We start from the raw sequence: 20103 nt of genomic DNA, 5'->3' as shown, positions 1-20103 counted from the left end.
CCTCCCGGTGATCCAGACCACGGTAGCGGGCACTCTAGGGTGCCACGCCGCGCGGACACGGCGAGTGGCGGCGGCCACAGTCCGGACTAGGCTGATCGCTGTCCCCGACGGCTCGGACCCGATACGTAGTTGAAACCCTAAGTATTGCTCAAGCCGTCTTTACAAGGCGTGTCCCCGGGGTAGGTTTCCCGCCAGCGAGGCGGGCCCCTGTCCCGCCGGACGCCGGACGACCAACGGAGCTCTGGAGGCCACATGACCACCGAGGTGGCGACGCCGATGATCAAGGCGGCCGCCGTGAACAAGCACTTCGGCGAGCTGCACGTGCTGCGGGACATCACCCTCGAGGTGCCGCGCGGCCAGGTCGTCGTGGTGCTCGGTCCGTCCGGGTCGGGCAAGTCGACGCTGTGCCGGGCGATCAACCGGCTCGAGCCTATCGACTCCGGCGAGATCGCCGTCGACGGCGTGCCGCTGCCCTCGGAGGGCAAAGCGCTGGCCGCGCTGCGCGCCGACGTCGGGATGGTCTTCCAGTCGTTCAACCTGTTCGCGCACAAGACGATCCTCGAGAACGTCATGCTGGCGCCGCAGAAGGTCCGCAAGATCGCCCAGGCCGAGGCCCGCAAGACCGCGATGGAACTGCTCGAGCGGGTCGGCATCGCGAACCAGGCGGACAAGTACCCGGCGCAGCTGTCCGGCGGCCAGCAGCAGCGGGTGGCGATCGCCCGCGCGCTCGCGATGACGCCGAAGGTGATGCTGTTCGACGAGCCGACCTCGGCGCTGGACCCGGAGATGGTCCAGGAAGTGCTGGACGTGATGACCGGCCTCGCCAAGGAAGGCATGACGATGCTCGTGGTCACCCACGAGATGGGCTTCGCCCGCCGCGCGGCCGACCGGGTCATCTTCATGGCCGACGGCGAGATCGTCGAGGACAGCACTCCCGACGAGTTCTTCACCCAGCCCAAGAGCGAGCGGGCGAAGGACTTCCTCGGCAAGATCTTGACGCACTGAACGAATTCGAAGGGAACGGACGACACCATGCAGTGGAGCCGATTTGTGCGCGCCGGCGCAGCCGTCGCGGCCCTGGGCCTCGCCCTGACCGCATGCGGCGGCGGGAGCAGCGCCTCCGGCAACTTGGTCGACAAGGCCAAGAACGACAAGAAGCTGACCATCGGCATCAAGTTCGACCAGCCGGGCCTCGGCCTGAAGAAGCCGGACGGCACGTACGCCGGATTCGACGTGGACGTCGCGAAGTACATCGCGAAGCAGCTCGGCGTCGACGAGAAGAACATCACCTGGAAGGAATCGCAGTCCGCGCAGCGCGAGGACCTGATCAAGAAGGGCGAGGTCGACTTCATCGTCGCCACCTACTCGATCACCGACAAGCGCAAGAACGAGGTCTCGTTCGGCGGCCCGTACTTCGTGGCGCACCAGGACCTGCTCGTCCGCTCGAACGAAACCAGCATCACCGGCCCGGAATCGCTGAACGGGAACAAGAAGCTCTGCTCGGTCAAGGGTTCGACGCCGGCGCAGAACGTGAAGGCGAAGTACGCGAAGGACGTGCAGCTGCTCGAGCGCGGCAAGTACACCGACTGCATCACCTCGCTGCTCAACGGTGAAGTCGACGCGGTGACCACCGACGACATCATCTTGGCGGGCTACGCGCTGCAGCAGCCCGACAAGCTCAAGGTCGTCGGCAAGGGCTTCACCGACGAGAAGTACGGCGTGGGCCTCAAGAAGGGCGACACCGCCGGCCAGAAGGCCATCAACGACGCCATCTTGAAGATGGAGCAGGACGGCAGCTGGGCCAAGGCGCTGAAGGACAACGTCGGCCAGGCCAAGTACAACCTCCCGTCCGCGCCGCCGCCGATCGCCTCCTGATCGCGGATCCGACCACCTCGACGGTGCGCCGCGCCCGCCGCGGCGCACCGTCGTGACACCAAGGGCAGGAACGGTGTTCGACTTTCTGAGCAATCCCGACTACGACCTCCTGGGCGCGTTCTGGACGACGATCCAGCTCACCTTCTGGGCGGCGATCGGGTCGTTGATCTGGGGCACACTGCTGGTCGCCATGCGGGTCAGCCCGGTCCCGCTGATGCGGGCGTTCGGCACGGCCTACGTGAACGTCTTCCGCAACACGCCGCTGACGGTCATCATCGTGTTCACGTCGCTGGGCCTTTCCTCGACGCTCGGGCTGAAGCTGGCCGCGGCGAACTCGGCGACGTCGCTGGCGGACAACTCGTTCCGGCTGGCGGTCATCGGGTTCATCGCCTACACCGCGACGTTCGTGTGCGAGTCGCTGCGCTCGGGCATCAACACGGTGCCGGTCGGCCAGGCCGAGGCGGCGCGTGCGCTCGGCCTCGGCTTCGGCCAGGTGCTGCGGCTCATCGTGCTGCCGCAGGCGTTCCGCGCGGTGATCGCGCCGCTGGCGAACGTGCTGATCGCGCTGCTGAAAAACACCACCGTCGCCGCCGTCATCGGCGTCGCCGAGGCGGCGCTGCTGATGTCGTCGATGATCGAGAACGAGTCCGACTCGCTCTTCCTGGTCTTCCTGATCTTCGCGCTCGGGTTCGTGATCCTGGTGCTGCCGCTCGGCCTGTTCCTCGGCTGGGTCGCCAAGAAAGCGGAGGTGAAGCGATGAGCACGCAGAACGTCCTCTACGACGCGCCGGGGCCGAAGGCCAAGGTCCGCAACCTCCTCTACTCCGTGATTTTCGTGCTAGCCGTGCTGGCCGTCGCGTGGTTCGTCTACGACGGCTTCGCGAAGAAGGGCCAGTGGGCGGGCGCGCTGTGGAAGCCCTTCGCGGAAGGCACCACCTGGACCCAGTTCTTGCTGCCCGGTCTCGTCAAGACGCTGGAAGCGGCCGCGCTCTCGATCGTGATCGCCCTGCCGGTCGGCGCGCTGCTGGGCATCGCGCGACTGTCCGACCACAAGTGGATCAGGCTGCCCGCGAACGTCGTGGTCGAGTTCTTCCGCGCCATCCCGGTGCTGATGCTGATGGTCTTCGCTGCCTCGTTGTACTCCTACTACACCGACATCAGCTCCGACACCCGCCCGCTGTTCGCGGCCGTGACCGGTTTGGTGCTCTACAACGGATCGGTGCTGGCGGAGGTGTTCCGCGCCGGGATCCTGGCGCTGCCGAAGGGGCAGACGGAGGCCGCTTCGGCACTGGGCCTGCGCAAGTCGCAGTTGCTGGTTTCGATCCTGCTTCCCCAGGCGATCACGCTCATGCTGCCGGCGATCGTGAGCCAGCTCGTGGTGGTGCTCAAGGACACCGCACTGGCGGGCCAGCTGACGATCGGCTACACCGAACTGATCCGGACCTCCGGCACGATCACCGCCAACTTCGGCAATACGATCCCGACGCTGATCGTGGTGGCGCTGATCTACATCGCGCTGAACCTCCTCCTGTCCGCCTTCGCTAGCTGGCTGGAACGTCGTCTGTCCCGGCGGCGCAAAGCTCCGCGAGCCGTCGGCGGCGACGGCGCCGAACCGACGACGCTGCACATCCCGACGGATCTCGATACCGGTCGGGCAGCCTGAAAGCCGGTGGAGGGGCGGCACGCGACTCGCGTGCCGCCCCTCCGCCGTTTCTCAGTATTCCGGGTCGTAGGTGAAATCCTGTTCGATGGACATCGACGCCTTCGCGGCGGCGGCGCGTTGAACGTCACGGACACCTTGACGTGTTTCGCGACGTGCGGCACCGGATTCGCCCGCGACAGCCGAGGCGGCCCCCTTGGGAGACCGCCCGGATGCGACCGCCCTACTGCTCGTGCGCGACCGGATGCCGCGGCTGATACAGCGGCAGCACCGACCCGCTCGGCAAGCGAAGCGAAATCCGATCGCCCCAGGCCGCCGCCGTGACTTCGCCTGCCAGTTCAGCACCCTTCGCAGTCAGGTGCCGCACCGTCTCGTCGAGGTCGTCGCACATCAGGTAAAGCTCGTGCCGCGGCTCCCCTTCCGCCGGGTGCACCGCGATTTCCGCGGGCGGCAACCGGAAAATGAGCCAGCCGCCGCCGGCGTCGACGCTGCCGAAGTCCAGTACGTCCCGCAGGAACTCCCGGTCCGCCGCGGCGTCGTCGCTGTACACGATCACGTGCGCACCCGGTGATCATTTTCCGCGCCGGAACAGCTTGTCCCCCAGCCACACGATCGGGTCGTACTTTCGGTCGGCGACGCGTTCCTTCATCGGGATCAGCGCGTTGTCGGTGATGTGGATGCCTTCCGGGCACACCTCGGTGCAGCATTTGGTGATGTTGCAGAAACCGAGCCCGTGCTCTTCCTGGGCGCCGTCGCGGCGGTCGGCGACGTCCAGCGGGTGCATCTCCAGTTCGGCGATCCGCATCAGGTACCGGGGGCCGGCGAAGCTCTGCTTGTTCTCCTCGTGGTCGCGCACGACGTGGCAGACGTTCTGGCACAGGTAGCACTCGATGCACTTGCGGAACTCCTGCGAGCGCTCGACGTCGACCTGCTGCATCCGGTATTCGCCCGGTTTCAGCCCCTCCGGCGGCGTGAACGACGGGATCTCCCTGGCCTTGGCGTAGTTGAACGACACGTCGGTCACGAGGTCGCGGATCACCGGGAAGGTGCGCATCGGCGTGACCGTCACGACTTCGGCCTCGGTGAACGTCGACATCCGCGTCATGCACAGCAGCCGCGGTTTGCCGTTGATCTCCGCCGAGCAGGAGCCGCACTTTCCCGCCTTGCAGTTCCAGCGCACGGCCAGGTCGGCGGCCTGGGTGGCCTGCAGCCGGTGGATGATGTCGAGGACCACCTCGCCCTCGTTGACCTCCACCGTGAAGTCCTGCAGGCCGCCGCCGGCCGCGTCGCCGCGCCACACCCGGAACTTCGCCTGGTAGCTCACGCGGTCCTCCCGGGGTGCGTTGCCAGCTCGCCGTCGGTGAAGTACTTGCCCAGCTCGTCGAGTTCGAACAGCTCCAGCAGGTCCGGCCGCATCGGCAGCTGTTCCTCGACGACCACGTCGACGTCCGGGACCAGCGGATTGCCGCCGGACCGCGCCGAACAGACGAGCAGGCGGTGGCGCCATTCCGCGTCCATCGACGGGTAGTCGTCGCGAGTGTGGCCGCCTCGGCTTTCGGTGCGGGTCAGCGCCGCGCGGGCGACGCATTCGCTGACCAGCAGCATGTTGCGCAGGTCGAGCGCGAGGTGCCAGCCGGGATTGAACTGCCGGTGCCCCTCCACCTCGATCCGTCCGATCCGCTGCCGGATCTCCGCGAGTTTCTCCAGCGCCCGCTCGATTTCGCCGGCCTTGCGGATGATGCCGACCAGGTCGTTCATCGACTGCTGCAACTCGGTGTGCAGGGTGTACGGGTTCTCCGGCGTGCCCTCGGCCGGCGGGTCGAACGGCGCGACCGCCAGCTTCGCCGCGGCGTCCACATCGGACTGGGCGACCACCGGCCGGGCCGCCAGACCATCCACATAGGACGCGGCACCGAGACCAGCACGACGGCCGAACACCAGGAGGTCGGACAGCGAGTTGCCGCCGAGCCGGTTGGACCCGTGCATCCCGCCCGAGCATTCGCCCGCCGCGAACAGGCCGGGCACGCTGGCCGCCCCGGTGTCCGGGTCGACCTCGACGCCGCCCATCACGTAGTGGCAGGTCGGGCCGACCTCCATCGGCTCCTGGGTGATGTCGACGTCGGCGAGTTCCTTGAACTGGTGGTACATCGACGGCAGCCGCCGCCGGATCTCCTCGGCGGGCAGCCGGCTCGCGATGTCGAGGAACACTCCGCCGTGCGGCGACCCGCGCCCCTCCTTGACCTCGGTGTTGATCGCGCGCGCCACCTCGTCGCGCGGCAGCAAGTCCGGCGTGCGGCGGTTGCTTTCCTGGTCGCTGTACCAGCGGTCGGCCTCGTCCTCGCTGTCCGCGTACTGGCCTTTGAACACCTCGGGCACGTACTCGAACATGAACCGGTTGTCCTCGGAGTTCTTCAGCACTCCGCCGTCGCCGCGCACGCCCTCGGTGACCAGGATGCCCTTCACGCTCGGCGGCCAGACCATCCCGGTCGGGTGGAACTGCACGAACTCCATGTTGATCAGCTTCGCCCCGGCCCGCAGGGCCAGCGCGTGGCCGTCACCGGTGTACTCCCACGAATTCGACGTCACCTTGAACGACTTGCCGATGCCGCCGGTCGCGAGCACCACCGCGGGGGCTTCGAAGAGCACGAACCGCCCGCTCTCGCGCCAGTAGCCGAAGGCCCCGGCGATCGCGCCGTCGTCGAGCAGCAGCTCGGTGACCGTGCATTCGGCGAAGACCTTGATCCGGGCCTCGTAGTCGCCGTACTCCTTGAAATCCTCCTGCTGCAACGAAACGATCTTCTGCTGCATCGTGCGGATCAGCTCGAGCCCGGTCCGGTCGCCGACATGCGCGAGCCGCGGATACGTGTGCCCGCCGAAGTTGCGCTGGCTGATCCGGCCGTCCGCGGTCCGGTCGAACAGCGCGCCGTAGGTCTCGAGTTCCCACACCCGGTCCGGTGCTTCCCGGGCGTGCAGTTCGGCCATCCGCCAGTTGTTCAGGAACTTCCCGCCGCGCATGGTGTCACGGAAGTGGACCTGCCAGCTGTCGTTCGAGTTCACGTTGCCCATCGACGCCGCGCACCCGCCCTCGGCCATCACGGTGTGCGCCTTGCCGAACAGGGACTTGCACACGACCGCGACGCTGAACCCGCGTTCGCGCGCCTCGATCACCGCGCGCAGACCGGCGCCGCCGGCACCGATCACCACCACGTCGTAGCTGTGCCGTTCGACCTCGGTCATGGAATACGCCACCTCACGAGCTGGGAGAACTGTCTTGCGCTGCTGGATTTCGGGGCTCAGCCCACGAATCGCAGGTCCGGGATCGCGCCGCTCGACACGAGCATCACGTAGAAGTCGGTCAGCACGAGCGTGCCGAGCGTCGTCCAGGCGAGAGCCATGTGCCGGGTGTTGAGCTTCGTGACCTGCGTCCAGATCCAGTACCGGACGGGATGTTTCGAGAAATGCTTCAGCCGGCCACCGGTGACGTGCCGGCACGAGTGGCACGACAGCGTGTACGCCCACAGCAGCACGACGTTGACCACCAGGATCACGTTGCCCAGCCCGAACCCGAACCCGGTGGGGCTTTGGAACGCGACGATGGCGTCGTAGGTGTTGACGAGCGAGACAACGCACGCGACGTAGAAGAAGTAGCGGTGCACGTTCTGCACGATGAGCGGCAGCCGCGTCTCGCCGGAGTAGCGCGGGTGGGGCTCCGCGACCGCGCAAGCCGGCGGCGAGAACCAGACCGAGCGGTAGTACGCCTTGCGGTAGTAGTAGCAGGTCAGCCGGAATCCGAGCAGGAACGGCAGCACCAGGACGCCGAGCGGCAGCCAGGACGGCATTTCGCCGAACCAGTGCCCGAAATGGCTCGATCCCGGGACGCACGAGGTGGACACGCAAGGCGAGTAGAACGGCGTCAGATAGTGATACTCGGGCACCCAGTAGGCAGTGCGCACGAACGCCCGGACCGTCGCGTAGACGACGAAAGTGGCCAGCCCCAGCACGGTGAGCAGGGGTTGCAGCCACCACCGGTCAGTACGCAGGGTCCGGGCGGCGAGAAGCGCCCGCCCCGGCGATCGGACGCCGGTGCGGGCGCGGCTGACGTCGTTGTCAGCGGGCGCGCTCACCGCTGGTCGCGCTTGTAGCCACCGACGCCTTCGTCGTCGGCGCCGCTCCACAGCGCCGGGTCGTAGGGAGTGTCTGGAACAGGCACGCGTTCAGCCGCCTTCGCCTGAGCGGGCACAGCCGGCGGATGACCGTCGAGATCGGCGCTGTCGATGTCGAGGCGCTCGACGTCGTTGGCCAGCCGGCGCACCGCGGAAGCGTCGCCGTAGCGGGACCGCAATGCGCCCACGCACTGCCGCAACTGACCGATCGTGCGCCGCAGTTCGGCGATCTCTGTGGTGGTGGACATCGGGAGCCTCCCTGATGGTGGGGCCGGCAGTTCGAGCGACGATCACTGTCGTCACCCACGACTCTGCCTCGGTCTGCGCAATGTGACAAGTAGCACATTTGCCAGGGAGGTGCCTCTCGACCTTGGAGCCGAGGGCCGTTGCCCGGCCCCAACTGGGACACCGGAGACCAAGCCGCGCAGGTCAGGCCGCCAACGACAAGCTGACCGGAGAGACAGAAGACGCTGTCGCCGGGCCATGACTGGTCTCCATGACAGCGCAGACACGGAGAGTGAAAGCCTCGGCCGAATGACCCCGGTAAGCACAGAGTGCCGCACTGCTCGCTCCATGTGACGACATCCGCGGCAGGCTGCTGTCCCGGTCATCGACGCCACTGGACTACCCGGCGTTGGACGTGGGCGCCCGCACCGCGCCTCGGCACCAGGTCAGGCAATGTCCACCGTCGGCAATGGTCCGAACCACTCGGAGGTCGGCGGGTCAGGCCAGGATTCCGCTGAGGTGGGCGGCCAGCGCGGGCCGGTCGAGCCGGGCTGGCACTGGGCTCAGCTGGCCGCTGAGGCGTCCGCCGAGGACGTCGGCGACAAACTGTGCGACAGTGCCGGGCGGCGGAGCGACGTGACCGCTGAGGTGGCAGATCACCGGCGGGTGGTCGTTGCCGCGGGGTTCGATCGCGATGGACCAGCCGAGTCGTTCGTCCCAGACCAGCATCAGGTCGCGCCGCGGGGAGTCAGCGGTGCCGCGGGCGAGCCCGAGGTACGCGGTCGCGGTGTCGGTGACCTCGTGCGTCACCGCATGGAGAGGAATACCGGCTCGCTGGGCCACCGCACGAACATAGTCCGCCAGCACGATCTCCAGGTCCGGCGTCGTGGCGCCGCCCGTGAGTTCGAGGTCCAGAATGGACAGCAAGAGGTCCTCGTCCTGCGGATCGCGCGCCATCCGCGCGACCGTACGAGCTGCGCGCACACGGCGTTGCTGGTGCTCACGCAGGTGGCTCGTCCGACAGGAATCGAGATGCGCCGCGGTGCCCGCGCGCGGCTGGGCGCGAGTCGAGGTCAGGTCGGGCACGACGAGGCCCGGAGAGTCGGTCGCGGCGGGAACGCGGGCTGGTGAGCAAGTGCCGCTGGGCGTCCACGACGTTGTAGACGCCCAGCTGGCGCGGCGGTGGTCAGAGGACCGACACCGCCGTGGCCTGCGGGCCGCGGTTGCCCTGGCCGACCTCGAACTGCACGCGGGCGTTCTCGTCGAGGCTGCGGAAGCCTCCGCCGTTGATCTCCGAGTAGTGGACGAACAGGTCGCTGCCGCCGTTGTCGGGGGAGATGAAACCAAATCCCTTTTCGGAATTAAACCACTTCACAGTGCCCTGGGACATTCGCTTATTCCTTGTCGCTTCGAACATGCGGCGCAACCTCGATCGAGGCAGCCGGGCTGCGAGCAGAAAATCAAGGAAGCCGGAAGAGGCACCGAGACGACGCTCGCCAAAAACCTCTGCGGGCGTCAACAACAACGAGCACAAAAATCTTTAACCAGGGGAAGTGGAACATGCCGGCAGGCCGACTGTCAAGCAAGGACCCGCGTCCCGACCCGTGCGAGTGGTCGCGTTCCGGTGCGCGTAGCGTCGGACCTCGCAGGCTTGCGCTGTACTTCCGAACTGGCCGCCAAGAGCTTCGACGATGCCGCCCAGTCTGCGACCACTACGTTCCGGACCCAACGCACCGACAGGCATTCGACGTCGCCGTTCGGTCCTCAAGTGTCATCGCCGGCCGTATTCGCGGTCCGGCCCCGGTAAGGAGTTATTCCATTGCGCCTGCCCGCGTATTCCCGCATCGCCCGGTCCTCGGTATCGCCGGTGCTGTTCAGCCATCCCGTCTCGCACTCCGCTGGCCGCGTGCTCTCCGACGCCGACCAGCACCGTAGCCGCGGCATTCGGTTTTCGTCTTCTCCTGACGGAATGCCCGCGTCGCGGCACCGATGAACGACCACGCTCCAGAGGCAGCTGGCGGTCATCTCGCCGAAGTCCGCGAAACCCGGGTGACTGCGCGGTTGACACGGCACGCCAGGCAGAAGCGCTCATCGCGTCTTGCCCGTCGCACGCGGGTTTTCCCGACCAAGCGCGTCGACAATGAGGACGCGATTCCGATCTCGACCTCCCAGGCGTCCGCCCTCAGGGGATAAACCCGCTCAGCCGAGAAATCCTGACCAGGCGCGTGTCCGGCATCCGAGCGGTGTGGCGCGACGAGCCGAAATCGCTCCGGGCGAAGCACTTGCGCGGCCCGCGGCTACGACAACTCCCGTTACGTCCGCACCATTCTAGGGCACTCCCCGCCACGACATCCTCGGCTGCTCGCACCGACTCGGCGCGCGGCCGCGTATCTGATGACCGCACCGAGCAAGGTGGCCGCGCGCCATCAAAGCGAGTAAGCGGCTGCCGCCACGAAAACGAAGCAGACGGGTCGGGCAAGCGACGGCTGAACTAGGGGCTCCCAGCCCGGCCAGCCTTTCGACCCCTCGCAGAGCCGGATGCGGGTGCACCGCCGGCGATGGCGGCACACCCACCGTGCGTCAGCCCGGCTGCCGGCGTTCAGCGTTGTTCTGCTGCCTCGCTTCGTGCAGCTGATCTTCGAGAGACACGATGCGGCACGCCGCCTCGACGGCGGTGCCCTGGTCGACCAGTTCCCGCACCCTCGCGGCGATGCGCAATTGGTGGCGGGAGTAGCGGCGGTGCCCGCCGGCGGAACGCTGCGGCTCGATCAGACCGGCTTCGTCCAAGCCTCGCAAGAAGTTCTGGCTGGCACCGATCATGTCCGCGGCGCGGCCCATGGTGTAGGCGGGATAGTGCTCGTCGTCGAACTTGTCGGCTCCGCCGTCAGGCGCTGCCGGGTCGTATTGGCCAGGGATCATTCCACCTCCGCATCACAAGGGACCCCGGGTGCCATCACGGCACCCGGGGTCCCAGGGGTTTGGGTTTCATCATTGCCAACCGGCGTGACCGCCGGCCTGTTGTACCCGCATCCGCTCAACGCGCGAACCATGCGGGGATCGCTGAGTCGTAACCGAGAACCACCCTCCAATCCGATGGGACTGCGGTACCCGCGCGGCATTGCTGCACAGCCGCTGCGGGCGATCCAATGATGTGCCCTATCCCTTCTTTCCGGTGTTTCACTCTTACTCGGTACCGCCGCGATCGTCACCGGATGGAACCCCTTACCGAAATCGGTCCCACCACGCCTGACGCCGCGCGGGGGATGCGGAGCCGTCACGCTTGCCCTGCCCCGCATGCACCCCGTCTTCTTCACTGCGTACTGCGAACTTTCACTGCGTACTGACATCACTCTGCGCGAACGCTTCTGCTCCGTCCGCGCCTTGCTGCACCGGGGCCGAAAGCGGGTTCGTCGTGACCCCCAGCCCCGTCCGCCACCAGCCGGAACCCCTTCTCGTGATCGGCTCCGTTCCGCGTGCCGGCCTTGCTTGACTCTTCGCGGGCAGTTACGTCATCTCCCGCGCCATCTGACGTTGTCTCTCTCCGAACAAGGAGAACATTACCCACCCCTGGACGCGAATGTCTACCCCCTTCGGCATAGATTTACTCCGCCGGCGGCGGAGTGCCAGCGGTCCCGCGAGCTCGCTGGCCCGCGGGTCGCCCGCGACCGGTGCGGGCAGACGCCACGTACGACGCGGCCCGGCAATCCGGCGACGAGAGGAGCGCGTACGCATGTGCGAGCCGATAGCGCTGGAGACCTGGACGACCGGACCGATCCGCGCCACCATCGCGAAAATGGCAGCCGATCCCTGGCGATCAGCCGTGCTCGACCATCACCAGGACGAGGTTCGCGCCGAACTCTCCGCGGCTGGTGCACCGCTCGACCGGGCCACCCTGACCCTCTACCTGCACGTGCTCAGCCGCGCGATGGACTACGTCGGCACGGACATTCCCGGCGACGCGCTGCCGCTCGCGCGCGTCCACGACACCGGAATGGACTGGTTCACCGTCCGGATCGCCGCCACCTGCCAGCTCGCCATCAGCGAGGGACTCGCCACCTGAGCCGCGGTTCCGGGCGAGTTCGACGAGCACGGCGATGTTCTCGCCTAGCGGGCGCACCGGCCGGCACCTCTTGACACGGGCGCCGGGGCAGAGAGTTCCGTCGTCTTTACGAACTGTGACGGCGGGTGCGACCGCGCTCGGCGGCCTGCCCGGCCGGGTCAGCGCTTCCGGCCGACTCCCGCCAGCATGACCGCCTCGCTGGGATCGTCGAAGTCGACAGCGGGCGTGTTCGGCCCGCTCTCCTCCGGCCGCCACGACGCCGTCCACACGACCCCAGGCGCCAGTAGTTCAAAGTCGCCGAACAACGCCCCGAACTCGGCCTTCGACCGCAGGACGTGCTTGTTCACGTTGTCGTCGTACAGCTGGATGGTCGCGTGCAGCTGGCCCGCGAGGTCCGCTGGCAAGCCTTCGTGGGTGATCTGCGACAGCACCAGATACGAGCCGGGGACCAGCAGCTCCCGGTACTGCGCGATCGCGGCCGGCCCGATGTCCTCCCCGTCCGGGCCGGCCTGCTGGATGTGCAGCACCGCGGTGACGAGCAGCGCCACTGGCTCGGCGAGATCGACCACGCCGGTTTCCGCGACAGCGGCCCAGATTCCGTCCGGTTCGCGCAGGTCTCCCTGGATGACCGCGTGTCGAGCGGGATCTCCGTGCCGCTCCAGCAGGATCCGGGAGTGCGCGACCGCGACCGGCTCGCAATCGATGTAGACGACGCGGGAATCCGGGGCGACCTCGTCGGCGACCTGGTGCACGTTGCCCATCGTCGGGACGCCCGAACCGATGTCGACGAACTGGCGCACTCCCCGGGCCACCAGGTGCCGGACCGCGCGGTGCAAAAACGCGCGATTCGCTCTGGCGCAGTACATTCCGGCCGGAAACGTCGCCAGCACCCTCTTGCCGAACTCGCGGTCGACCGCCCAGTTGGCCGTGCCGCCGAGATACCAGTCGTAGACCCGGGCGACGTTCGGCCGCTCCAGGTCTACCCCCGGCAGAGGATCCTCCGCCATCACGCCTCCCGCCCGTCGCCACCGATCGTATCGATCTTGGCGCGGTCCCGGGCACCGAAACCGCTTCCGGCGCGATGCTGTTCGCTCGCGGGCCGCGCAGGCTCGCGTCCGTCGATCGCAAGGTGCCTTCCAGCGAGCCACGATGCCGCGAAGCGCGAAGATCCACTCGGCCGGTGCGACTTCCAGGCAGACCCAGAAGTGACCGGGGTCACTTCTGCCGACCGTCTGAATCGATTTTGTTTCCCGGAGATTTCGGGTTACCGTGGCAGCCGTCACGTTCCCGCGACGCCAGAGCCGCCGTCTCGCGAACCCAGCACGATTTGTGAGCCGGGAGCCGGAGATGAGCAGCAGCCCGAACCCGACCGTCGCGGTGCACCCCGTAGTCGCGAAGGTCACCGCCCGGATCGTCGAGCGCAGCGCGGCGACGCGAGCAGCGCACCTCGCACGAAGCGAGGCCGCCTTCGAGGAAGGGCCGGTCCGTCGCGGCCTCGCGTGCAGCAATCTCGCCCACGGTTTCGCCGCGATGGACGGTGTCGACAAGCAGGCGCTGCGCCAGCTTCGCGCACCGGGCGTGGCGATCGTGTCCTCCTACAACGACATGCTTTCGGCGCACCAGCCGATGCAGGAGTACCCGGACTGGCTCAAGAAGTCCGTCCGCGCCGCCGGAGGGGTCGCCCAGTTCGCCGGCGGCGTGCCCGCGATGTGCGACGGCATCACGCAGGGCCGGCCGGGCATGGAGTTGTCGCTGTTCAGCCGCGAAGTCATCGCGATGGCGACGGCGATCGCGCTGTCCCACGACATGTTCGACGCCGCGCTGCTGCTGGGCGTGTGCGACAAGATCGTGCCGGGTCTGCTGATCGGCGCGCTGTCGTTCGGGCACCTGCCCGCGGTGCTCGTGCCGGCCGGGCCGATGAACTCGGGCTTGCCGAACAAGGAAAAAGCGCGGGTGCGACAGCTGTACGCGGAGGGCCTCGCCACCCGCGAAGACCTGCTCGACGCCGAAGCCGCGTCCTACCATTCGGCTGGCACCTGCACGTTCTACGGCACCGCCAACTCGAACCAGATGGTGGTCGAGGTGATGGGCCTGCACCTGCCCGGCGCGAGCTTCGTGCCGCCGAACACTCCGCTGCGCAAGGCGCTCACCGAAGAGGCCGGACGTCGCGTCGTCGAACTGTCGCGCGGCGAGCACTACACACCGGTTTCCCGGGTGCTGGACGAGAAGGCGTTCGTCAACGGCATCGTGGCGTTGCTGGCGACCGGCGGATCCACGAACCACACGATGCACCTGGTGGCGATCGCCGCGGCGGCGGGGATCGTGCTGAGCTGGGACGATTTCTCCGATCTGTCGGCCGTCGTCCCGTTGCTGGCGCGGGTGTACCCGAACGGCAGCGCGGACATCAACCACTTCCACGCGGCGGGCGGCATCCAGTTCCTGGTCGGCACGCTGCTCGACGCGGGTTTGCTGCACGAGGACGTGCACACCGTCGCGGGCTTCGGGCTGCGCCGGTACACGCAGGAGCCGATCCTGTCGGACGGCGAGCTGGTGTGGCGGGACGTCCCGACCCGCAGCCTCGACGAGGAAGTGCTTCGCCCGGTTCGGCGGCCGTTCGCACCGGACGGCGGGCTGCGGATGGTGTCCGGGAACCTGGGCCGCGCCGTCACGAAGGTGTCGGCGGTCGCGCCGGAGCACCGCGTGGTCGAGGCGCCCGCTCGGGTGTTCACGTCGCAGGAGGCGTTCCGGGCCGCGTTCGAGGCCGGGGAACTGGACCGGGACCTGGTCGTGGTGTTGCGGCAACAGGGACCGCAGGCGAACGGAATGCCGGAGCTGCACGGCTTGACGCCCGCGCTGGGCGTGCTGATGGACCGCGGCTTCCAGGTCGCGCTGCTCACCGACGGCCGGATGTCGGGAGCGTCCGGCAAGGTCCCGGCGGCGATCCAGGTAACGCCGGAAGCGGCGATGGGCGGGCCGATCGCGCGGATCGCCGACGGCGACCTCGTCCGGTTCGACGCCCGGTCCGGCACTCTCGACGTGCTGGTCGCCGACGAGGAGCTGGCCCGCCGCGACCTGGTGGACGCACCGCCGTCGGAGGCGGCGTGGACCGGGACCGGAAGGGAGCTGTTCGGCGCGCTGCGCCGTGCGGTCGGTCCCGCCGACCAGGGCGCGAGTGTGTTCGGGGCGCTCACTCCGGAGCTGGACCTCGCCCGGGGCTTCCCGCCATACGGAAGCGGGACAATGGATTCGTCCCGCTACGCTCTCCAGACTCAGGAGGTTGGTCAGTGACCACCGGCACGGACCTGCTCGCCCTGTCCCCCGTGATGCCCGTCGTGGTGATCGACGACGTGGAAGACGCGGTGCCGACCGCCCGCGCCCTCCATGCCGGCGGGATCGGAGTGATCGAGCTGACGCTGCGCACGCCGGTCGCGCTGGCCGCGATCGAGCGGGTGGCCGCGGAAGTGCCGGACATCGTCGTGGGCGCCGGCACGGTGACGTCGCCGGAGCAGGCCAAGCAGGCAGCGGACGCGGGCGCGAAGTTCCTGGTCACGCCGGGTTGCACCGACGCCGTGCTGGACGCGGCGTTCGGCACCGGGCTGCCGTTCCTGCCCGGCGCGAGCACCGTGTCGGAAGCCATGCGACTGGCCGAGCGGGGGCTGAGTGCGCTGAAATTCTTTCCGGCGGAGGCCAGCGGGGGTGCCGCGTTCCTGAAGTCGATCGCCGGCCCGTTGCCGCAGCTACGGTTCTGCCCGACCGGCGGCATCACGGTGACGTCGGCACCGTCTTATTTGGCGCTGCCGAACGTCGGCTGCATCGGCGGTTCGTGGCTGACACCGGCGAAACTGTTGGCCGCCAAGGACTTCGCCGCGGTCGAGAAGCTGGCCGCGGAGGCCGCCGCACTGCGCGGCTGAGTTCTTCCCGGAAGCCCGTCGTCTCCTGGCCGGAGGCGGCGGGTTCCTTGCCGGCCCGGGTTCAGTCGATCGTCGCGTCGTCGAGCAGCGTGGATTCCGCCCCGAACTCCCGGAGCTCTTCGCGGATCACCGTGTACGCCAGCCCTTGCGGATAGCCCTTCCGGGCAAGGAACCCCAGCAGCCGGCGGATCGCCGTCTGCTCGTCGACGTTGCCAAGCGACCCCAGCCGCTTGCGCACGAGCTCGCGGGCCCGCTGTTCCTCGGCGTCCCGGTCGACTTCTTCGGCGGCCTGGGCCGCGATCTCGCCGTCGACGCCTTTCCGCCGCAACTCGGCGACGAGCGCGGTGCGTGACAAACCTTGGCCGGCGTGCCGGTTCCGGACCCAGGCTTCGGCGAACTCGGCGTCGTTCACCAGCCCGGCCCGGTCGAGTTTGCCGAGCAGGGTTTCCGCGGTCTCGCTGTCGAAACCCTTGCGCTGCAACGCTTGTCGCAGCTCCTCGACCGCCCGCGGTCGTGCGGCGAGGAGATCGAAGCAGATTTCTTTGGCTTTCTTGGCCCGTTCCTCCGGCGACAGCTCCGCCGGCTCGACCTTCGGTGCCCTGGCCACGACCGCACTCCTGTTTCCCGCGCCACCGCGAACAGCGGCACCTTGCCTCGACATCCGCTTCTGCCGGAACCCCGGCCCGGCCGCCGTCCGGCTCATCTGCCGTCCGGATCGCTGGGTCGGCTTTCCGATCTTGCTCCGCACCGGCGGGACCGCCGCCGCTGCCGGTCGCCGGTTTCCCCGGCGGGCCCGGAGCGACTGCCACCGGGCGCCGGGGAGGGAATCAGCCGATCCCCTCCCCTCCCCGGATCAGAAGTCGACCGGAGCCGGCACCGCTTCGGCTTCGGCGTCGACCTGCGGGCCGATGCCGAGCTTCTCCTTGATGCGCTTCTCGATTTCGTTGGCGATGTCCGGGTTGTCGCGCAGGAACTTCCGCGCGTTCTCCTTGCCCTGGCCGAGCTGGTCGCCCTCGTACGTGTACCAGGCACCGGACTTGCGCAGGATGCCCTGGTCGACGCCCATGTCGATGAGCGAACCCTCGCGGGAGACGCCGTGGCCGTACAGGATGTCGAACTCGGCCTGCTTGAAGGGCGGGGCCATCTTGTTCTTCACGACCTTGACCCGGGTCCGGTTGCCGACCGGCTCGCCGCCGTCCTTGAGCGTCTCGATGCGGCGCACGTCCAGCCGGACCGACGCGTAGAACTTCAGCGCCTTGCCACCGGTGGTGGTCTCCGGGGAGCCGAACATGACGCCGATCTTCTCGCGCAGCTGGTTGATGAAGATCGCGGTGGTGCCGGAGTTGTTCATCGCACCGGTCATCTTGCGCAGCGCCTGGCTCATCAGGCGGGCCTGGAGGCCGACGTGCGAGTCGCCCATCTCGCCCTCGATCTCGGCGCGCGGCACGAGCGCGGCCACCGAGTCGATGACCAGGATGTCGAGCGCGCCGGAGCGGATCAGCATGTCCGCGATCTCGAGCGCCTGCTCGCCGGTGTCCGGCTGGGAGACCAGCAGCGCGTCGGTGTCCACGCCGAGCTTCTTGGCGTACTCCGGGTCCAGCGCGTGCTCCGCGTCGATGAACGCCGCGATGCCGCCGGCGCGCTGCGCGTTCGCCACCGCGTGCAGGGCGACCGTGGTCTTGCCGGAGGACTCCGGGCCGTAGACCTCGATGACCCGGCCGCGCGGCAGGCCGCCGATGCCGAGCGCGATGTCCAGGGCGATCGCACCGGTGGGGATCACCGAGATGGGCGGACGGCTGTCCTCGCCGAGGCGCATCACCGATCCCTTGCCGTACTGCTTGTCGATCTGCGCAAGGGCGAGCTCGAGCGCCTTGTCCTTGTCGGGTGCTGCTGCCATGGAAGTCCACCTCGCTGGTTGGGGCCTGTGTGTGTTCGGTTGTCCAGTTCAAGCTCGCCCGGGGGTCCAAGCTCTGTCCGGTCCGACGCTACGGGGAGGGACCGACAATTCCAGGCACGGCGACCGATCTGTGGATCGCTGGCCCCGTTGTGCACAACACCATAGACGAACAAGTGTTCGAGGCGCGCAGCGACACGCCGTTCGCCGGAGTTTCCGAGAAAACCGCCGGTCAGCGCCGTTCGGGCGGCACCTCGAAGGCCACGCAGACCTCGCGCCAGATCTCCTTGGCCGGCATCCCGGCGGTCAACGCCTCTTCGACCGTGCGGCCGCCGAGCCCGCTGAACACGTGGTCCTTGGCGAGGACGTCGGCCCGGCCGGCCCCGAACTCCTCGGCCATCAGCCGTCGGAAAACCGTGATACGCATCGGGCGAATGCTAGCTTTCCCGCCCGCGCGGGGGTCACTCCCCCGGCTGCACGTTCTGTTCGAAGTAGTCGGCCAGCGCTCCCGGCGCGGCTGCCTGTCCGCCGGAATTCACCTGATAGAGGAACCCGACGAGAGGCCGGTCCTTCACCGTGAACACGAGAACGGCCGACGACTGCCCGGCCGCCGACGAATAGTGCCCTTCGAGGCCGTTGCCCTTCCAGTCCGCTTCGGTACGGTCGCCGCCCGCGGAGCTGAGCAGGCCGTCGGTGTACTGCTTCAGATCCGCTGCCGACTCTCCCTGCACGTACGTCACCTGAGTACCCGCGCGCCCGGGCGCGGCGCACGTAGCGGCGGTTCCGAGCTTCTTCGCGGGCGCAGCCGGACCGTTGCCGAAGCCTGCCGCGCAGCTGCCGCTGTCGGCGACTTTGCCGGCCAGCTGACGCATACAGCCGGTCAAGCCCGAAGAGTCCGCCTGGCCCGGTGTACGGCACTCATCAGCGGTGTACGTCTTCGCCGAAGAGCCCTGCGTCAGGAACACCGTCAGCCCCGCGGCGAGCACGACGACCACCGCTGCCGCGATCCCGATCCACAGCTTCTTCTTGCTTTTCTTCTCCGGCTCAGAAGGCGTGTACGTCGGGAAGTTGGACGGCGCGGGCGAAGCCTGGAACGCCGGCATGGGCTGCGGCGTCGGCGCGTACCCCTGGTAGTTGCCCTGAGGGGCCGCCGGAGGCTGGTACGGAGCACCGGCCGCCACCTGGCCTTCGACGTTCTGCGTGCGCATCGAGAGCCCGTCTTGGGCGACGTGCTGCGCTCCCAGCGCGACAGCCGTCTCCGGCTGGTCGAGGCTCGCAGGCACGACACCGAGCTTCTCCGCGATCATCGACCCGACCAGCGGCAACCGGCTCGAACCGCCGACCAGGTAGATGCCGGCGAGGCGGTCCGGGGTGAGCCCAGCCGAACGCAGCGTCCGCGACAGCAGCTCCACGCTGCGCAACATCGCCGGACGGACCAAGCCCTCGAGCTCTCCGCGCGTTACGAGCACGTCCTTGAACGGCTCCGGCATCGGCACTTCGGTCTGCGGGTGCCGGGACAGTGCCTCCTTCGCCGCCTTCACGTCTTCTTGCAGCGCGCGTCGCGTACGCCGGTCTGCCGTCGACTCGGGGCGAAGCAGCCGCTGCCACCGCTGCGGGTCGGAGTGCGACACTTCGCGGCCGACGTGCACCATCAGCGCCTGGTCGACGTCGAGGCCGCCGAGGTCGGGCAGGCCGTCCTCGGCGAGCACGGTGTAGCCGTTCTGGTTGGCACCGACGACAGCGACGTCGAACGTGCCCGCGCCAAGGTCGTACACCGCGAGAGCCTGGCCTGGGGCCAGCGCGCGGTCGGGGAAGGACGCGAAGTGCGCCGCAGCCGCGACAGGCTCCGGGACGAGGACGACCTTCCCTCGGATCCCGGAGAGCCGCGCGGCGCTCAACAGCACGTTGCGACGCACTGGACCCCACTGCGCGGGGTGAGTGAGCCGCACTTCGTCCGGCTGTTCGCCGCCGAGCTGACGGGTGGTTTCTTCGAGCACCCGGCGCAGGATCGCGGCCAGCGCCTCGTTGACCGGCACCACATCGGTACCGAGCAGCAGTGTCTGCTCGTCGATGCGCCGTTTAGGGTTGGGCTCGAAGCGAGTCGGGTCGAGCCGCGCGCGACGCTCCGCGTCGCGGCCGACCATGAGCGTGCCGTCCTCGCCGGCGAAGACGGCGGACGGCATGTTGGCCGAGCCGTCCACCTCTACGACGCGGGGCGGCCTACCGTGCGCGGAAAGGACGGCAACGGTGTTGGACGTCCCGAGGTCCACCGACAGGATCCGCACAGTAATTTCCCCTCAGCTCAAGCAGCGCTGG

20 protein-coding genes are annotated in these 20103 nt (G+C 68.3%); 7 read left to right on the top strand and 13 right to left on the bottom strand.

Annotated features, from left to right (window positions below; translation table 11 throughout):
* The first annotated feature begins 276 nt into the window (after positions 1-276).
* The 4 genes from AMYBE_RS0102625 to AMYBE_RS0102610 all read left to right on the top strand — a co-directional run bounded on the left by AMYBE_RS0102625 (position 277) and on the right by AMYBE_RS0102610 (position 3537).
* Positions 277-1005 carry an amino acid ABC transporter ATP-binding protein gene (locus AMYBE_RS0102625; RefSeq protein WP_211226909.1) on the top strand — a complete coding sequence of 243 codons (729 nt, stop codon included), beginning with the start codon at positions 277-279 and terminating at the stop codon, positions 1003-1005.
* A gap of 27 nt (positions 1006-1032) precedes the next feature.
* Positions 1033-1875: a glutamate ABC transporter substrate-binding protein gene (locus AMYBE_RS0102620; protein WP_027927311.1), complete on the top strand. Its 843-nt coding sequence runs from the start codon at positions 1033-1035 to the stop codon at positions 1873-1875.
* A 73-nt stretch (positions 1876-1948) separates the two neighbouring features.
* Entirely contained in the window at positions 1949-2635 is a 687-nt protein-coding gene (locus tag AMYBE_RS0102615; RefSeq protein ID WP_020657777.1) for an amino acid ABC transporter permease, read from the top strand.
* Positions 2632-3537 (top strand): amino acid ABC transporter permease, encoded by a 906-nt coding sequence (locus tag AMYBE_RS0102610; protein WP_020657776.1) that lies wholly within the window; start codon positions 2632-2634, stop codon positions 3535-3537. The genes AMYBE_RS0102615 and AMYBE_RS0102610 overlap by 4 nt, the downstream gene beginning before the upstream one ends.
* Before the next feature lie 220 nt (positions 3538-3757).
* Here AMYBE_RS0102610 and AMYBE_RS0102605 read toward each other — a convergent pair whose 3' ends face one another.
* From AMYBE_RS0102605 to AMYBE_RS0102570, 8 genes are all read right to left on the bottom strand, one after another.
* Positions 3758-4090, bottom strand: coding sequence for a VOC family protein (locus AMYBE_RS0102605; RefSeq protein WP_020657775.1), 333 nt, complete (start codon positions 4088-4090; stop codon positions 3758-3760).
* A gap of 15 nt (positions 4091-4105) precedes the next feature.
* Positions 4106-4858 (bottom strand): succinate dehydrogenase/fumarate reductase iron-sulfur subunit, encoded by a 753-nt coding sequence (locus tag AMYBE_RS0102600; protein ID WP_020657774.1) that lies wholly within the window; start codon positions 4856-4858, stop codon positions 4106-4108.
* Entirely contained in the window at positions 4855-6771 is a 1917-nt protein-coding gene (locus AMYBE_RS0102595; RefSeq protein WP_020657773.1) for a fumarate reductase/succinate dehydrogenase flavoprotein subunit, read from the bottom strand. The genes AMYBE_RS0102600 and AMYBE_RS0102595 overlap by 4 nt, the downstream gene beginning before the upstream one ends.
* A 56-nt stretch (positions 6772-6827) precedes the next feature.
* Positions 6828-7658: a hypothetical protein gene (locus AMYBE_RS0102590; protein ID WP_020657772.1), complete on the bottom strand. Its 831-nt coding sequence runs from the start codon at positions 7656-7658 to the stop codon at positions 6828-6830.
* On the bottom strand, positions 7655-7945 hold the full coding sequence (locus tag AMYBE_RS0102585; RefSeq protein ID WP_020657771.1) for a hypothetical protein: 291 nt from the start codon (positions 7943-7945) through the stop codon (positions 7655-7657). Before AMYBE_RS0102585 ends, AMYBE_RS0102590 begins: the two co-directional genes overlap by 4 nt.
* A gap of 475 nt (positions 7946-8420) precedes the next feature.
* On the bottom strand, positions 8421-8879 hold the full coding sequence (locus tag AMYBE_RS0102580; RefSeq protein ID WP_020657770.1) for a DUF6292 family protein: 459 nt from the start codon (positions 8877-8879) through the stop codon (positions 8421-8423).
* A 229-nt stretch (positions 8880-9108) separates the two neighbouring features.
* Positions 9109-9312 carry a cold-shock protein gene (locus tag AMYBE_RS0102575; protein WP_020657769.1) on the bottom strand — a complete coding sequence of 68 codons (204 nt, stop codon included), beginning with the start codon at positions 9310-9312 and terminating at the stop codon, positions 9109-9111.
* Between the two features lie 1190 nt (positions 9313-10502).
* Positions 10503-10841 carry a helix-turn-helix domain-containing protein gene (locus AMYBE_RS0102570; RefSeq protein ID WP_020657768.1) on the bottom strand — a complete coding sequence of 113 codons (339 nt, stop codon included), beginning with the start codon at positions 10839-10841 and terminating at the stop codon, positions 10503-10505.
* Positions 10842-11652: 811 nt separating this feature from the next.
* Here AMYBE_RS0102570 and AMYBE_RS0102560 point away from each other — a divergent pair.
* Positions 11653-11982, top strand: coding sequence for a DUF6401 family natural product biosynthesis protein (locus AMYBE_RS0102560; protein WP_020657766.1), 330 nt, complete (start codon positions 11653-11655; stop codon positions 11980-11982).
* Between the two features lie 158 nt (positions 11983-12140).
* On the opposite strand, the gene AMYBE_RS0102555 is transcribed toward AMYBE_RS0102560, so the two are convergent.
* The gene (locus AMYBE_RS0102555) at positions 12141-12989 is read right to left on the bottom strand and encodes an SAM-dependent methyltransferase (RefSeq protein ID WP_020657765.1); all 849 of its coding nucleotides are present in this window, start codon (positions 12987-12989) and stop codon (positions 12141-12143) included.
* Positions 12990-13329: 340 nt separating this feature from the next.
* On the opposite strand from AMYBE_RS0102555, the gene edd reads away from it, so the two are divergent.
* On the top strand, positions 13330-15270 hold the full coding sequence (gene edd, locus AMYBE_RS0102550) for a phosphogluconate dehydratase (protein ID WP_020657764.1): 1941 nt from the start codon (positions 13330-13332) through the stop codon (positions 15268-15270).
* Entirely contained in the window at positions 15267-15893 is a 627-nt protein-coding gene (gene eda / locus AMYBE_RS0102545; protein ID WP_020657763.1) for a bifunctional 4-hydroxy-2-oxoglutarate aldolase/2-dehydro-3-deoxy-phosphogluconate aldolase, read from the top strand. Before edd ends, eda begins: the two co-directional genes overlap by 4 nt.
* A gap of 61 nt (positions 15894-15954) precedes the next feature.
* On the opposite strand, the gene AMYBE_RS0102540 is transcribed toward eda, so the two are convergent.
* The 4 genes from AMYBE_RS0102540 to AMYBE_RS0102525 all read right to left on the bottom strand — a co-directional run bounded on the left by AMYBE_RS0102540 (position 15955) and on the right by AMYBE_RS0102525 (position 20072).
* The gene (locus AMYBE_RS0102540) at positions 15955-16500 is read right to left on the bottom strand and encodes a regulatory protein RecX (protein WP_020657762.1); all 546 of its coding nucleotides are present in this window, start codon (positions 16498-16500) and stop codon (positions 15955-15957) included.
* 246 nt (positions 16501-16746) lie between these two features.
* Complete coding sequence (gene recA / locus AMYBE_RS0102535) at positions 16747-17790, bottom strand: recombinase RecA (protein ID WP_020657761.1); 1044 nt, start codon at positions 17788-17790, stop codon at positions 16747-16749.
* Between the two features lie 229 nt (positions 17791-18019).
* On the bottom strand, positions 18020-18214 hold the full coding sequence (locus tag AMYBE_RS0102530) for a DUF3046 domain-containing protein (RefSeq protein WP_020657760.1): 195 nt from the start codon (positions 18212-18214) through the stop codon (positions 18020-18022).
* Positions 18215-18248: 34 nt separating this feature from the next.
* Positions 18249-20072: an Hsp70 family protein gene (locus tag AMYBE_RS0102525; protein WP_020657759.1), complete on the bottom strand. Its 1824-nt coding sequence runs from the start codon at positions 20070-20072 to the stop codon at positions 18249-18251.
* Positions 20073-20103 lie beyond the last annotated feature (31 nt).

It is taken from the genome of Amycolatopsis benzoatilytica AK 16/65 (assembly GCF_000383915.1).
In the GTDB taxonomy this organism is placed as follows: Bacteria; Actinomycetota; Actinomycetes; order Mycobacteriales; family Pseudonocardiaceae; genus Amycolatopsis; species Amycolatopsis benzoatilytica.
The sequence above is the reverse complement of the archived record's forward strand: the minus strand, read 5'-3'. Positions and strand labels throughout refer to the sequence as shown.